The sequence below is a fragment of the Bacillus sp. AFS029533 genome (assembly GCF_002585125.1).
GTDB classification, from domain to species: Bacteria; Bacillota; Bacilli; order Bacillales; family Bacillaceae_G; genus Gottfriedia; species Gottfriedia luciferensis_B.
Map to the genome: position 1 here is coordinate 1 of NZ_NUQC01000001.1, position 13,726 is coordinate 13,726.

Annotated in this window: 14 protein-coding genes; all 14 read right to left on the bottom strand. The window is 31.3% G+C overall.

The window, feature by feature from the left end:
• Positions 1-501: 501 nt before the first annotated feature.
• The 14 genes from COE53_RS00010 to liaF all read right to left on the bottom strand — a co-directional run bounded on the left by COE53_RS00010 (position 502) and on the right by liaF (position 13,651).
• A complete protein-coding gene (locus COE53_RS00010) occupies positions 502-996 on the bottom strand; it encodes a hypothetical protein (protein ID WP_069032442.1) in 495 nt (164 codons plus the stop codon).
• A 229-nt stretch (positions 997-1,225) separates the two neighbouring features.
• The gene (locus COE53_RS00015) at positions 1,226-1,693 is read right to left on the bottom strand and encodes an Imm30 family immunity protein (protein WP_069032441.1); all 468 of its coding nucleotides are present in this window, start codon (positions 1,691-1,693) and stop codon (positions 1,226-1,228) included.
• A gap of 398 nt (positions 1,694-2,091) precedes the next feature.
• Positions 2,092-2,523: a hypothetical protein gene (locus COE53_RS00020; RefSeq protein WP_069032440.1), complete on the bottom strand. Its 432-nt coding sequence runs from the start codon at positions 2,521-2,523 to the stop codon at positions 2,092-2,094.
• Between the two features lie 156 nt (positions 2,524-2,679).
• The gene (locus tag COE53_RS00025) at positions 2,680-2,985 is read right to left on the bottom strand and encodes a hypothetical protein (protein ID WP_069032439.1); all 306 of its coding nucleotides are present in this window, start codon (positions 2,983-2,985) and stop codon (positions 2,680-2,682) included.
• 147 nt (positions 2,986-3,132) lie between these two features.
• On the bottom strand, positions 3,133-3,327 hold the full coding sequence (locus COE53_RS00030) for a DUF6199 family natural product biosynthesis protein (protein WP_069032438.1): 195 nt from the start codon (positions 3,325-3,327) through the stop codon (positions 3,133-3,135).
• A 173-nt stretch (positions 3,328-3,500) separates the two neighbouring features.
• Positions 3,501-3,740 (bottom strand): hypothetical protein, encoded by a 240-nt coding sequence (locus COE53_RS00035; protein WP_069032437.1) that lies wholly within the window; start codon positions 3,738-3,740, stop codon positions 3,501-3,503.
• A gap of 51 nt (positions 3,741-3,791) precedes the next feature.
• Positions 3,792-4,022, bottom strand: a complete 231-nt coding sequence (locus COE53_RS00040; RefSeq protein WP_069032436.1) for a hypothetical protein — start codon at positions 4,020-4,022, stop codon at positions 3,792-3,794.
• A 257-nt stretch (positions 4,023-4,279) separates the two neighbouring features.
• On the bottom strand, positions 4,280-4,783 hold the full coding sequence (locus COE53_RS00045) for a GNAT family N-acetyltransferase (protein ID WP_069032435.1): 504 nt from the start codon (positions 4,781-4,783) through the stop codon (positions 4,280-4,282).
• A 171-nt stretch (positions 4,784-4,954) separates the two neighbouring features.
• Complete coding sequence (locus COE53_RS00050; RefSeq protein WP_069032434.1) at positions 4,955-6,379, bottom strand: aldehyde dehydrogenase family protein; 1,425 nt, start codon at positions 6,377-6,379, stop codon at positions 4,955-4,957.
• 1 nt (position 6,380) lies between these two features.
• A complete protein-coding gene (gene gabT, locus COE53_RS00055) occupies positions 6,381-7,745 on the bottom strand; it encodes a 4-aminobutyrate--2-oxoglutarate transaminase (RefSeq protein WP_069032433.1) in 1,365 nt (454 codons plus the stop codon).
• A 170-nt stretch (positions 7,746-7,915) separates the two neighbouring features.
• Entirely contained in the window at positions 7,916-11,113 is a 3,198-nt protein-coding gene (locus COE53_RS00060; RefSeq protein ID WP_098947253.1) for a DEAD/DEAH box helicase, read from the bottom strand.
• A 137-nt stretch (positions 11,114-11,250) separates the two neighbouring features.
• Positions 11,251-11,889, bottom strand: coding sequence for a response regulator transcription factor (locus tag COE53_RS00065; RefSeq protein WP_069032431.1), 639 nt, complete (start codon positions 11,887-11,889; stop codon positions 11,251-11,253).
• Positions 11,890-11,900: 11 nt separating this feature from the next.
• On the bottom strand, positions 11,901-12,917 hold the full coding sequence (locus COE53_RS00070) for a sensor histidine kinase (RefSeq protein ID WP_069032430.1): 1,017 nt from the start codon (positions 12,915-12,917) through the stop codon (positions 11,901-11,903).
• Complete coding sequence (gene liaF, locus COE53_RS00075) at positions 12,914-13,651, bottom strand: cell wall-active antibiotics response protein LiaF (RefSeq protein WP_069032429.1); 738 nt, start codon at positions 13,649-13,651, stop codon at positions 12,914-12,916. The genes COE53_RS00070 and liaF overlap by 4 nt, the downstream gene beginning before the upstream one ends.
• Positions 13,652-13,726: the final 75 nt, after the last annotated feature.

The following is a 13,726-nucleotide window of genomic DNA, read 5'->3' on the forward strand; positions in this document are numbered from 1 at the left end:
GTGACAGCTTTATGTTCAAAATATGGTGCATCCCATTTCTTCCACTCTGGTGAACTCTCTTTATACATCAATGTCCAAAGTGAAAATAAATCTTCTTCATGAATTGGTCTAATTCGTAATGGAAAATTATTACTCAACTTATCTGCTCCTTCACTCATTAAAAATATTAGTAGATTTCAAAATGCCTAAATTAGTTTAAATTTTATTCAACTTATGCATGCTTTAGTTGAATAAGGATTCGTTATTAATAATTATTTTTTGCTTCATGGCTGATTAGGTAAACCATTCATGACAAAGCTTAAAATCATCAATACCAAGCCTATCAAGAAGACGATTTTCCCTCATTTTGTCGTACACAAATAGATAAAAAGAAACATGAAGAAGTAGAGTTTGAATGTCCTTATTGTTGTTTTCACAATGCTACGAGAGAAAAATAGTCCCAAGTGAAGAAAACTCACTTAGGACATAATTAAAATCGCGTTAGATATTTTGTTTTTGTATTCATTTTCCCTTTTTTACTGGTAATGGAGAAAGGTAATAATAAATATTTGATTTTTTATCAATATGAGGCTTAACATCATAATCTGTACGAGTTTCGATACTTATATTAGAATTCTTGGCTACACCTGCATAAAAATCATATTTAATTCCTGATGCACTTTCAATAACTTTTTCTATTGTGGTATTTCCTTTAGTTTGTTTTACTAATGCGCCATTTCCGTTAGTAATCCAACTTACTTTTTTCTTCTTTTGAATTAAACTCGCTGTCCCTAAACCTTCCCCTTTATTGGTACGGAATAAATAAACAATAATTTTTTCATTGTATACATATTTTGATTCTCCAAGGATTTCTACAATTTCTGGTGATTTTTTTATACCATATTCTATGGCTTCACTCTCCGAATCAAATGCTTTTAAATTTTCTTTTTCAGTACAACCGGTTAATAATAGACCAACTACAGACATTATAATTAATAAAAAAGTAATTTTCTTCATTTATTCCTCCTTAAATTCTATAATATCTATTTTACTATGCATATCTTAGAAATAGGCCCTGTTAAACTATAATGTTGATTTTTGAGTACTAAAAAAGACTATTTTCACCAAACAGTCATTTTAATGTTTGATTCAACTAATGCATGCGTTAGCCAAACATGATTCCTCGGATTCACAACAGTGAATGGGAGTTTTTAATGCACTCCCATGGTAGTTGAATAAGCTAATCCTAATTTATTGAACTTAAAAACATTTCTCCTTTCTCTTCAAATCTTGTTGGATTTTTATCCTTTATAGAAGAAACGATATTTGCAATTATATTCTTTGAATTAGTATCTAAACTTTTTACAACTTCTATATATACTTGAAGCGTTGGTCTATGATTTAATATTCGCTTATGTAATGTTTTCGCCCATTCCATAGCATCAGGTATCATTACATATACAGATTTAGCTAATTCTCTTAAGGTATCATCTAAGGGATATTTTTGATCGAATGATTCAATTGCATGGATTAAACCAAACGTAACCTCATCACGTTCAGTTTTATCATGAAAACCATAACACAAATATTTGATAAAAGTTATTTCTCCATATGCAACAATACGTTCAATGGCTTCTTCAAAATCATTAACCTCTTGTTCACTTTTAAGTAATCTACTACTTTTTAACTTTATAATTTCTTGGTCAATATTCAAAGAAACCATTTCCTATACCTTATTCACACTAAGTTTTATTTTAGCACAATAAAAAGGCTACATAGCAGCCTTTTAAGTTGTTCAACTATCGCATTGCGTTAGTTGAACAAGAGAAAAATATTTTATTCAAAATTACTTCGCCATATTGTATCAGCAATTTTATCCAGCTCAGTTCCAATGCGAAATAGCAAAATACAAATTCCAATCAACAACACTATATGAAGAATTTTATAAATAGAATCTTTCATAAACAATACCCCTTACTTTTTAATCCACTTTTAATGATTTATTCTGTTTTTATCTTAAAATTCCTACTGCTCATTGAATAAACTGCCAAATAAAAAATAGGAGCTGAGTGAAAGATCAGCTCCTAAGTTCTTATTCAACTAATGCATTCGTTAGTTGCATAAGAATTGTTTCTCAACCTTGCAAAAGTCTTCCCATAAATCAGTTTCATTTAACCCATATTTTTCTTTTTTCAAACATTTTACCATAGCTTCTAAAGCACTTTTAAGATTAACAATTAAATACTCTTTTATTTCAGTATCTGTTTTATTTTCCCATTTTGATTGGGGCATACCAACATCAATAGTAATATATCTAAATTTTTTACTTAATCGTAGTTTTTCATATCCTTCAAAATTAAAATCAGAATACATACCATCCACTCGAAGAATTGGTGCAATTTCGTCAATTTCTTTACAATAAATTTTATTACAATGCTGAACTAATAATTTTCTTAATTGAATAAGCTTTGGAGATACAGCATCACTTGCATACGGATCTCCCATCTCTGCACCAAAAGTGAAATAATGACTTTGTGCTACCATTCTTTCCTCCCATAAATAGAAACAATTTAAAATACGATTTACACCCTTTTATTATATCAAACCTTAAGCAACTATCCTGCCATTTTGTTGCATAAAAAAACGAGCTGCGAACAACTAGTGATCTTAAACTAATGCATGCTTTAGTTCAATAAGAATTTAAAAACTTATTGTCTTCTTTGGTAAAAATTTTGGGTTCTTTATCAGAACTGCAACTTTCTTCCCTTTGTTAAATCTTACATTATTAAGCCAATAAATAAACGCATCTTCATTATAACTCAGTCCAAATTCCTCATTTCCGTCCTCATCAACACCAAAAGATACCCAGAAAGGATGGTCATTATTTCTATCATTTAACCATCTAAAAAAATCTTGTTGCAGTTGACGGATATTTCTTCCCACTTTTGCAGGACATCTAAAATAAACTGTATCCTTTTCGTATTCAAATTCAATTTTTACAAACAATTTTAACTTCCCCCATCCGATTGATATATCAAGTAATTATAACATTCCTTATGCAACTAAACTGCCATATAGTTACATAAGGATTAACCCAACATTCTTTTTTCACACAAAAAAAGACCACATTAATTGTGATCATTAATTCTTATATTAAAACGTTGACACGATGATACTAGCAGCACCAACTAAAACACACATCATTCCTCCAAACCGTGTACTCCACTTATAAAAAGAAGATGGTTCTGTTGCACCATCGGATTTCCAGCTTTCTGTAACAACCCAAAATGCTTCTGGATTCAATATTAGTAAAAATCCAAATAAAATGAGTAATATTCCTATAAACATATAAGAAGACCTCCAAAATATTTTGTGATTTTTACTTGCTCATTTTCTTATTTTCTTACTATTTTTTTTGCAAAAAAGATAATTCCAAAGGCAATACCAGCAAAGATTAAAAACCATACAATAATTGGGATAAATAACATTAAGTTTTCCAAATGAATCCTCCCTTTAATCTGTTACTCCTTGATTCCCTTATATACATAACGAATACCAATGATAAAGAATACTGTACTTATTAACAATGGAATTGTTCCAATATTAAACAACGCTGTTCCGAAAACTCCTAAATTTGAGTCCCATCCATCTCCAGCCGGATGAGATAGGTACAAAGAATAGATTGATGCCGAAATAAGAGTAAATCCAAAAAATAAAATACTGGTTAAAACTCCAATTCCTCCAATGATTAGATTCTTCATAATTTTCTCTCCCTGGCTTGTTATATAGTTCTTTCCGGATTAAATATTCTATTAGTCTAAGAAGCTTGCAACTAATCCAAATAACATTGTTAATACGATAAATGTAATAAAGAAATATCCTAAATATCTTATTAGCTTTGGTTTTTTCCCTAGTTCGAAGCTTTTTCTTTTTAAAGGAATAACACCCTCTATTTTTTGTAGATCTTCTATTGGTGAAAATACTTTCTGATCATCCAGGTAAATTTTGCTTTCAGTCGTTTCTGATTCGTGCGTTCTTTCCATAGATTACACCTACCTTTTTAGTTATTTTTAATTTAATTACCTTATGCTATTTACTATATTTTACCATTTTTTATTAAAATTCGATTAGATATTTTTCGCCTTTTAATGCACTTCCTTCATTAAGCACAACCGAAATTATAAAATTAATCCTTCTTCACCTAACTAGCATTCAGTTGAATAAGTATCAACAATCTACTAAAACAGAGCATTTAAAATAAAAAGACGATCAAAACATTCATTTGATCATCTCTTTCCTCTTATTTAATCATCTTAACCATATGATCCTCATCGTAAAATTCACCATTAACAAATAATGCTCTTTTTTCTGTTCCAAAGCTTTCAAAGCCTACAGATTCATAAAGTTTTTTTGCAGATTGATTTGATGAAATAACAGCCAATTCAATTTGTAAAATTTCTTCAATTTCCATAGCATCCTGTATTGCTTGACTTAAAACTTTTTTCCCTACACCTTTACCACGGTAATCTGGTGTAACATACATTCCCCAAATTGTTCCCTTATGTTTCATTTTTTCAGATCTTTTTTGGAAGAAGCCAGCAACTCCAACAAGTAAGCCTTTGTCAAAAGCACCTATAATAAAATTATCGAAAGTCTTAGGGAAATTATTTGTGTGCTGTTCGATTGATTTTTTCTCATATTCAGTTAAACTTTCTCCGAATGCTTCTGGTGATAATGTTAATCCTTCACTTCTTAATCGAATAAACTCAGGTAAATCTTCAATTATTAATTTTCGAATTTCCATACATAATCTCCCTTCGAATCTCTTAGAAGTGCCAAATTTTTAAAGGCACTTTTTACAATTCACTTAAACCAATTTACTTTGCCTCATACAAATATAACATATAATTCTGAAGTTTTAGATAAAAAAAAGACTGATCATATTAATACATGATCAGTTCTTGCATACAATTTCTTAAAGTTTAATAGAAACTAGTTTCAATTCAGTCATCTCTTGTATTGCATATTTTATGCCTTCTCTTCCATATCCGCTTTCTTTTACGCCACCGTAAGGCATTAAATCTACTCTAAATGTAGGAACATCGTTTACTAGCACGCCACCTACATGTAATTTTTTAGTAGCATATAATGCTCTTTGTAAGTTGTTTGTATAGACTCCAGCTTGTAATCCAAATCGACTATTGTTTACTTCATTTATTGCTTCATCAAACTGTTCATATGAATTGATGACGACAACTGGACCAAAAATTTCCTTACAAGATACATCACTGCTATTCTTTACGTTTGATAGAATAGTAGGTTTATAAAGACGTTCTTCAATTATATCGCCACCAGTTACTAGATCCGCTCCATCTTTAAGTGATTGCTTAACCCATTCATCTATTCTAGCAACATCTTTTTTAGAAATCAGAGCACTAATATCTGTTTGAAGGTCTAATGGCGAACCTATATTTAATAATTCAGTAGCATTTTTCATCTTTAAAATGAATTCATTATAAAGTGTATGATGTACAAAAATTCTTTGTAATGAAATACAAACTTGACCGTTATAAATAAAGGCTCCCCATACACAACGATTGATTAATTCATCAGTTAACTGGACTTCCTCATCGATAATCAACGCTGAGTTTGAACCTAGTTCTAACGTTACTTTTTTTAATCCTGCTTTGTTTTTTAATGAGATGCCGACTTCAGGACTGCCGGTAAATGTAATTGCTTTCACGTCAGGATGTTTGACTAAAGCATCACCGATTTCGGAGCCCTTTCCGGTAATTAGGTTAAACGCACCTTTAGGTAAATTCGTTTTATCGATCATTTCAGCTAATGCGATCGCAGAAAGTGGAGTCTGACTAGCAGGTTTTAAAACAACTGTATTTCCTGCAGCAATTGCTGGACCAACTTTATGTGCGACTAAATTAAATGGGAAATTAAACGGGGTAATTGCACCAATTACTCCAACTGGCTCTCTGACTGTATAAGTGACTCGACCTTCGCCACCTGCTACTGCATCTAACGGGATTGTTTCCCCGTAGATTCTTTTTGCTTCTTCAGCAGCTATTTTATAAGTTGCAATCGTTCGATCGATTTCACCTAAAGCTGCCTTTAAAGGTTTGGATGCCTCTAATGCTAAAAGCTCAGCAAGTTTTGAACGATTTTCTTTAAACTGTTCAACTAATTGCTCTAAAATGACACTTCTTTCATATGAGCTGAGCTTTTCCATTTGGGTTTTCGCGTTGTTAGCCGCTTTAATCGCTTCTTCCAAATTCTCTATAGTCGCGATTGGTATTTCGGCTAAAACTTCACCAGAATGAGGGGCAACAAGATTTTCATGTTTTTCCCCTTCAACCCAACTTCCATCTATATAAAATTGTTTTTTCATTCTATTTCACCTCAGTTACAAGCTGGCTAGCAACTTGATGTATTGATTGTTTTATAATATCCAGTCCTTCATCTAATTCCTCGTCAGAAATAATTAAAGGCGTTAAGAAACGAAGAATATTACTATGAACACCTGCGCTAAGAATAATGATCCCATTTTCACAACATTTTTTTGTTAATGCTGCAACAAACTCTTTTGCTGGTTGACCAGAAGTAGGATCTATAAATTCGATACCCACCATTGCTCCTAATCCTCGAATATCATAAATAATTGGAAAATTATTTTTTAATTGTTCAAAACATGATTTAATTTTTTCTCCAATTACTCTAGCTCGAATCCATAATTTTTCATTTTCAATTTTTCTAATCACTTCGAGCGCTGCTACACAACCTAAAGGACTTCCGCCATAAGTTCCACCTAGTTCACCTGGTGATGCAGCATCCATTATTTCAGTACGACCTGTCACCGCACTAATTGGTACACCCGCTGCGATTGATTTTGACATTGTGATTAAATCTGGTTCAATTTCAAAAATCGTTGATGCAAATAATTCACCTGTTCGCCCAAATCCTGTTTGAATTTCATCCGCTATAAACAAAATTCCATGTGACTTACAAATCATATAGACTTCTTTTACAAATTTCTTTGGAGGTACAATAAATCCCCCTTCTCCTTGTACGGGCTCCATAATAACTGCAGCCACTTCTTCTGGAGACACATCTGTTAAAAGAAAATCCTTAAATTGAGAGATACAAAAATTAATATATTCTTCTTCAGATAACTCTTTTGGTCTATTTGATAAATAAGGGAATTTAGCTTTATATGTAGCTGGAGCAAATGGTCCCATTTTATATTTATATGGTTTTACTTTACTTGTTAAAGACATTCCTAATAAAGTTCGCCCATGAAATCCTCGAGTAAACGAAATAATTCCTGAACGACCAGTATACTTCCTCGCAATTTTAACAGCATTTTCAACTGCTTCAGCACCGCTATTTAATAGAATTGTTTTTTTAGAAAAATCCCCAGGCGTTATTTCAGTTAATTTTTTAGCTAAATCAATATAAGACTTATACATTCCTACATGAAAGCAAGAGTGGATTAATCGCTCGGATTGATTTTTAATCGCTTGTACAACATTCTTTGGAGTATGTCCTACATTTAACGTACCAATCGCTCCAGCAAAATCTAAAAATTTATTTCCATCAACATCCTCAACGATCGTACCGTTTGCTTTTTCTACAAAAACAGGTGTATTATTTCCAACTCCATTTGGAATAAACTCATTACGTAATTCAATGAGTTCTTTTCCCTTTGGTCCTGGAACTCCTGCTGAGACATTAACAAATTTTCGATTATTGCTCATGCTAACTCTCCCTCTCTTAAAAAATAATTTCATTTCAATCTATAAAATTATTAAATAATTAGCTTCATTACTAATATACTCGTTTTCAAACATTTAAGAATGAAATAAAACTAGGCCAAGGGCTTTTTCGAGGGAAATGGAAAAGCCACTCATTCGAGCGGCAATTTATTTTAAAACATTAATAATTCACGAATGTCTTCTTCTGTTAAATTAAATGAAGGTTTTCCATTCGTTTCAATAATTTCTCCTATTAATTGCTTTTTCTTCTCTTGTAGCTCATTCATTTTATCTTCAATCGTTCCTTTAGCGACTAGCTTGATCACTTGAACATCATTCATTTGACCGAAACGGTATGCTCGATCTGTTGCCTGGTTTTCAACCGCTGGATTCCACCAATTATCATAAAGAATAACTGTATCAGCTCCAGTTAAATTGAGTCCTACTCCGCCTGCCTTTAATGAAATTAGAAAGAAGTTATGTTCACCAGCGTTAAATCGATTGCATATAGATAGACGTTCTTCTGAAGGAGTTTGTCCATCTAGATAAAAAAATTGTTCTCCCATGATTGAGAGTTCTCTACCGATTAAATCTAACATTTTCGTAAATTGAGAGAAGATCAATACTCTTCTACCGGCTATTTTTGATGCCTCAATGATTTGAAATAGCTGTTCAAACTTAGCTGAACTACCTTCATAACCATCTATAAATAACGCTGGATGGCAACAAATTTGTCTTAAACGCGTTAAACCAGCTAAAATTTTGATATGATTTTTGCCTAATGTAAATTTATCCACTGCTAAATGCTTTAGTGTATCGTGTCGTAGTTTTGCTAAATAAGCTGCATATAATTTTTTTTGTTCTGGTAACAATTCAACAGATTCCTTCGATTCGATTTTCTCTGGAAGTTCCTTAAGTACATCCTCTTTTAATCTTCTTAATAAGAAAGGTCGCACTCTTTTAGAAATTGTTTTCCTAGTCAAATTGCTAAATTCCTTTAACCCTCCAAATAATTCAGGAAAAACTACATGATAAATTGCCCAAAGTTCTTCTAGTGAATTTTCAATTGGCGTACCTGTTAATGCAAACCGTTGATCAGCATTTAGCTTTTTAACAACTTTCGCTGTTTGAGTAAATGGATTTTTAAAACTCTGTGCCTCATCAAAAAATACTGTATGAAACTTTTGCTTTTCGTACCACTTTATATCATTTCTTAACACCGAATAAGAGGTAATGATTACATCGATACCTGCTAGTTCCTTTTGTATTTTCAATCTTTCATTTTTATTTCCATCAATTACAAGCGCTTGAATTTCAGGTGCAAATTTGAATACCTCACTTAACCAGTTATACGTTAATGCGGTAGGACAAACAATTAGGATTGGTGTATTAAATGAACGGATTTCGTTTAATAAGGATTGTATATATGCAAGACTTTGAATTGTTTTACCTAATCCCATATCATCTGCTAAAATTCCTCCAAATCCGAACTTTGCTAAATTCTTCATCCACTTGTATCCAAAAATTTGGTAATCTCTTAACAGATTTTTAAATGCTTTAGGTACTTCATCTACAATTTCATTTGGATTGATTAAACTCTTATAAAAATGATTCAATCGATCTTCAATTTTAAACAAACTAGTTTCTTCCGCAGAATCTAATAAATATAGACCGTTTTTTATAGGTAAGTTTAAAACACTTTCATAATCAAACTCTTGCTCAGGTACTGCATTTAAAAATCGTTTTATCTCTTGTAATTCTCTCGTTTCAAGCGAGTACAAAGTGCCATCATGTAACCGATAATATTTCCGTTTCTCTTTTAGTGCTAATAATACTTCTTTGATTTGTTTCTCAGGAATGTCTAATTCAAATTTAAATTCCAACCAATTCGTTCGTTCTCTTTTTAAATTAACGCGTATTTGAGGTTTCTTATTTTCTTTAAAAATTCTATTTCGAACAGCGGTTGTTGCATAAATTTCGGTAAGTTTTTCAAGTTTCGGTACTATATTTCTTAAAAACTCATATTCAAGTTCTTCATTTTGTAAGAAATAGCCACCTTCAGTTTTTGAAAATGAACTATCTTCCATTAATTGTAATATTTCTAATTCTTTTTCTTCATCTCTAATTAACGTTTTACTAAGTTGAATTTCTTTTTTATCTAGCGGATTTATAACGATGCGATCATAATGAAATTCAAGCCCAGCAAGTAATTTATTTTTAATACGATCTAAATATAGCTTTGCGCTTAATGGGGTTTCTGAATATCGGTTTGATAATGAAGTAGGTATATGCACCTTACCAAGCTTGATAAGACCTGGAATTACTTTCTCAACGTAAAGATGGATTTGGTCTGTTGGAATAATTATTTTTTCATCTGCTGTGTTTTTAACGATTTGTTTTAACTCAACAAGTTGATTAAATTCCTCTACTTTAAGATGATAAATTCTTCCACGGTATAAGACTGTTGAATATGTTTCCATTATCGTTAATTGCTCGATTCCCTTTGCAGTTAAAAAGTATTGACCATTTAAATCCTCTATTTCAAATTCCAATGGTAATTTATCTTCGGTAAATGAAATTCCATTAAATGGTATTCCCTTTTCAATTATTTTGACGTTTTCTGTAACCGTTAATAAATTAATAATTTGGCTCCATATTGTCGGAGGAATGAACATATATTCATTTTTCTTAGTTAGAGGATCATTAAACATTATTTCATCATCCAGCAACTTTATTAAAAGATCCCAAATACGATTAACTTCATTTTGAACACAATGTATATTAGGATCAAAATGAGTCTCAGCTGAAATTTTACTTGGTTTCCCCACTTTAACATCCTTTAAAAAGTTTCGTAGATTTTCTACCTTCTTTTTTCCATATGCCATAGAAATTCCAGGTATTTTATAGCCTTCATTCATCTCAACCACTTCACAAATAAACTCGAAATCAATTATTTGCCGCTCGTCAAAATGTTTTAATTGTCCGCTTTTACGAAATGGTTTATCGTGAAAAAGTTCTAAAATACCATTCGATCTATTTAAGTGGGAGTTTTCTATAAAAATATCAATTTCTGAAGGATTTCCCTCGTTTTTCTGACGTTCAAAAATCGAAATTAAAACTGCAGCTATATGTTGACAATCCGTTTTAATTGAAGCTAGTTTAGGACAAGTGCACTTACAATAAAAATCACCATTATCTTCTTTTATAATATGAACGGTAAAATCTTCATTCCCTAAAACTGTTGCCGTACAATCAACTTCATTATATTTTTCGATTTGTACTTTATTTGCGCGATAAAAAGAGTCACCCCTTTTGAAGGAGACTGTACCGCAGCGTTCTTTTATGATTTTATGATTCAATTTTATCTTCATTATCTGCTCCTTCCAAAATAAATAAAACGAATATAACTATCTTACCATTAATTATTTATTTATCTAAAATATTGCTTTAAATCTTCTTATAAAAATAGAAAAAAGAAGTCATTTTTGACTTCTTTTTGTAAATAAATCTATTTTTGTTCTACAATTCCATGTCTAAAAGCATAAATTACTGCCTGAGTTCGATCGACCACTTCTAATTTCGTTAAAATATTACTAACATGCGTTTTTACCGTTTTTAGTGAAACAAATAAAGTATCGGCGATTTCTTGATTTGACTTACCTTCAGTCATTAAATGAAGTACTTCTTGTTCCCTAGCCGTTAAATCATCATGTAATTCGCGTTGAGTAGATTTTCTCATTCGATTCATCATTTTGCCAGTAACAACTGGTTCTAAAACTGAGCCACCTTTATGTGTCGTTCGTATTGCATTTGCGATATCGCTAGCTCTAGATGTTTTTAACATATAACTGATTGCACCAGCATCAATTGCTGGATATACATTTTCATCATCAATAAAACTTGTAACAATGATGATTTTTGCTTCTGGCCATTTTGAAATAATTTGTTTTGTCGCTTCAATTCCATCCATAACTTCCATAATTAAGTCCATTAATACAATGTCAGGACGTTTTTCTAATACAAGATCTACGCCTTCTTTTCCATTACTTGCTTGACCAACCACTTCAATATCAGATTGAGTACTTAAATATGTAGAAACACCCATTCTTACCATCTCATGATCATCAACTAACACGACTTTGATCAAATTTCCCACCTCTATTCAATTACTGGAACTTTTACTTCTATCTGCGTTCCTCTTTTTGGTATACTTACTATTTTTGCCGTTCCACCAATTTCGGAAGAACGTTCACTTATTGATTGCAAACCATACGAACCAGTTTTTCGGTTTTCGACATCAAAACCAATTCCATCATCAATCATTCGAACTAATACAAAATCTTCAATTTTTCTAATTCGTATTTCAAAAGTTTTTGCATTTGCATGCCTTAAAGTATTCGATAAAGCTTCTTGAATAATCCTAAATAAATGATCCTCTACACCTTTTGATAGTGTAATATCATCGATTTTCCATTTTAATTGAAGAGCTTGACGATTGGTTAATTCAGTTAGAAGCTTTTCTACGCCTTCTTTTAAGCTTTTACCTTCTAACTGAACTGGTCTTAAATGTAATAAAAGTGCACGCATTTCTGATTGAGCATTAATCGCCATTTTTTCAATATATTGTAATTGTTCTTTAAACGTAGTTTCACCTAGTTCATTGATCGCAGAAATCATCATCGAAATCGCAAATAATTGTTGGCTAACTGAGTCATGTAATTCCCTTGCTAGTCTATGTCGCTCTTTCGTTACGACATCTTCAATTGTTTGAGATTCAATTAATTTCTTTTCATCTACTAATTTTTGAACAGTCTTCCTTGAATCTTCAATTTGTTTAGATATTTTTTGAAGTTTTGATTCAATTTCGTTATCAATGGACCGAATTGAATGCTCTGATTCTTTATGATAAATTCCATTTTCTGCCTTTACTATACCTTCCAATAAAGCTTTTTCATTATGACGAATCGTGCTCAAAACAGCTGTACTATAGACAATTGATATAATTATGATTGCTACAAATAATATTAATAGTAAAGAAAAATTTCCAATTTTATACAAAAGCAATTTATCAAGGAAAGTATGATCAACGAAATAATAAACAACGCCACAAATTAAAATACTAGATGTAAATGCAGCAAGACAGATTGATAAAAAGATACCTTTGTCAATTTTCATTTATTTGTCACCTCAATATTTCCGATTGCTAAAGAAGTGACAATTTTTAACTTTCTTGATGCTTCTTTATAATCATTAGAAGTGAACTTACAATTCTTGTTAAACCCGTTCAATTTATTTTTAAGGATATTAATTTTGCCATATAAAGTAGAATGCTGGATCGAGACTTCCAAATCATACGGCACATACAAAGTAATATTTCCGATGATTCCATTTAATACCAACACAGTCTCTCCTTCAGGAATAAATGACTCCGAAAGATCGATTATGACATCTCCAATTCCAAAATAATAATCTACATCTTCTAACTCAAATGATTCATTTTTAAGATGAATATTTGTAAAAAATCGATTTGAAATGAGAGAATTTGTTTCAAAGACACCTGTATTCGTTGTTTCAACTATGTTAGGTATAATGACTTTTGCATTAAATTTAGAATTAACAAATATTAAATATCCAACATAAATCACAATAAAGGATAATACCCCTAAGATTGATTTCAATTGAAATACATTACTGATAAATAAAATGATTCCTCCAAAAAACGCGATATTCGCAGATGTAGAAGGGTAAACTTTACGTTTTTTTGCCCCATACTGAAATAAATAAATACCTACCCCAGCTGCGATTATTGCAAAAGGATTTAAAAATAGATCAAATAATAATCCTATGCCTGCAATTATAAATAATAATCCAGTTAATTCATTGCTAGACAATCGTCTAAATCGCTTCATATAGCTCTCCTCTATTCACTAAACTAGCTTGTTAATAGCAATCGAAAGCTTTTGTTATTAACTATTCTACTATGT

Bases quoted from the DNA above. Each gene is read 5' to 3' on its own strand.
- COE53_RS00010 (WP_069032442.1), bottom strand. From the start codon at position 996: ATGAAGAAAATTACTTTTTTATTAATTATAATGTCTGTAGTTGGTCTA.
- COE53_RS00020 (WP_069032440.1), bottom strand. From the start codon at position 2,523: ATGGTAGCACAAAGTCATTATTTCACTTTTGGTGCAGAGATGGGAGAT.
- COE53_RS00030 (WP_069032438.1), bottom strand. From the start codon at position 3,327: ATGTTTATAGGAATATTACTCATTTTATTTGGATTTTTACTAATATTG.
- COE53_RS00035 (WP_069032437.1), bottom strand. From the start codon at position 3,740: ATGAAGAATCTAATCATTGGAGGAATTGGAGTTTTAACCAGTATTTTA.
- COE53_RS00040 (WP_069032436.1), bottom strand. From the start codon at position 4,022: ATGGAAAGAACGCACGAATCAGAAACGACTGAAAGCAAAATTTACCTG.
- COE53_RS00045 (WP_069032435.1), bottom strand. From the start codon at position 4,783: ATGGAAATTCGAAAATTAATAATTGAAGATTTACCTGAGTTTATTCGA.
- COE53_RS00050 (WP_069032434.1), bottom strand. From the start codon at position 6,379: ATGAAAAAACAATTTTATATAGATGGAAGTTGGGTTGAAGGGGAAAAA.
- gabT (WP_069032433.1), bottom strand. From the start codon at position 7,745: ATGAGCAATAATCGAAAATTTGTTAATGTCTCAGCAGGAGTTCCAGGA.
- COE53_RS00060 (WP_098947253.1), bottom strand. From the start codon at position 11,113: ATGAAGATAAAATTGAATCATAAAATCATAAAAGAACGCTGCGGTACA.
- COE53_RS00070 (WP_069032430.1), bottom strand. From the start codon at position 12,917: ATGAAAATTGACAAAGGTATCTTTTTATCAATCTGTCTTGCTGCATTT.
- liaF (WP_069032429.1), bottom strand. From the start codon at position 13,651: ATGAAGCGATTTAGACGATTGTCTAGCAATGAATTAACTGGATTATTA.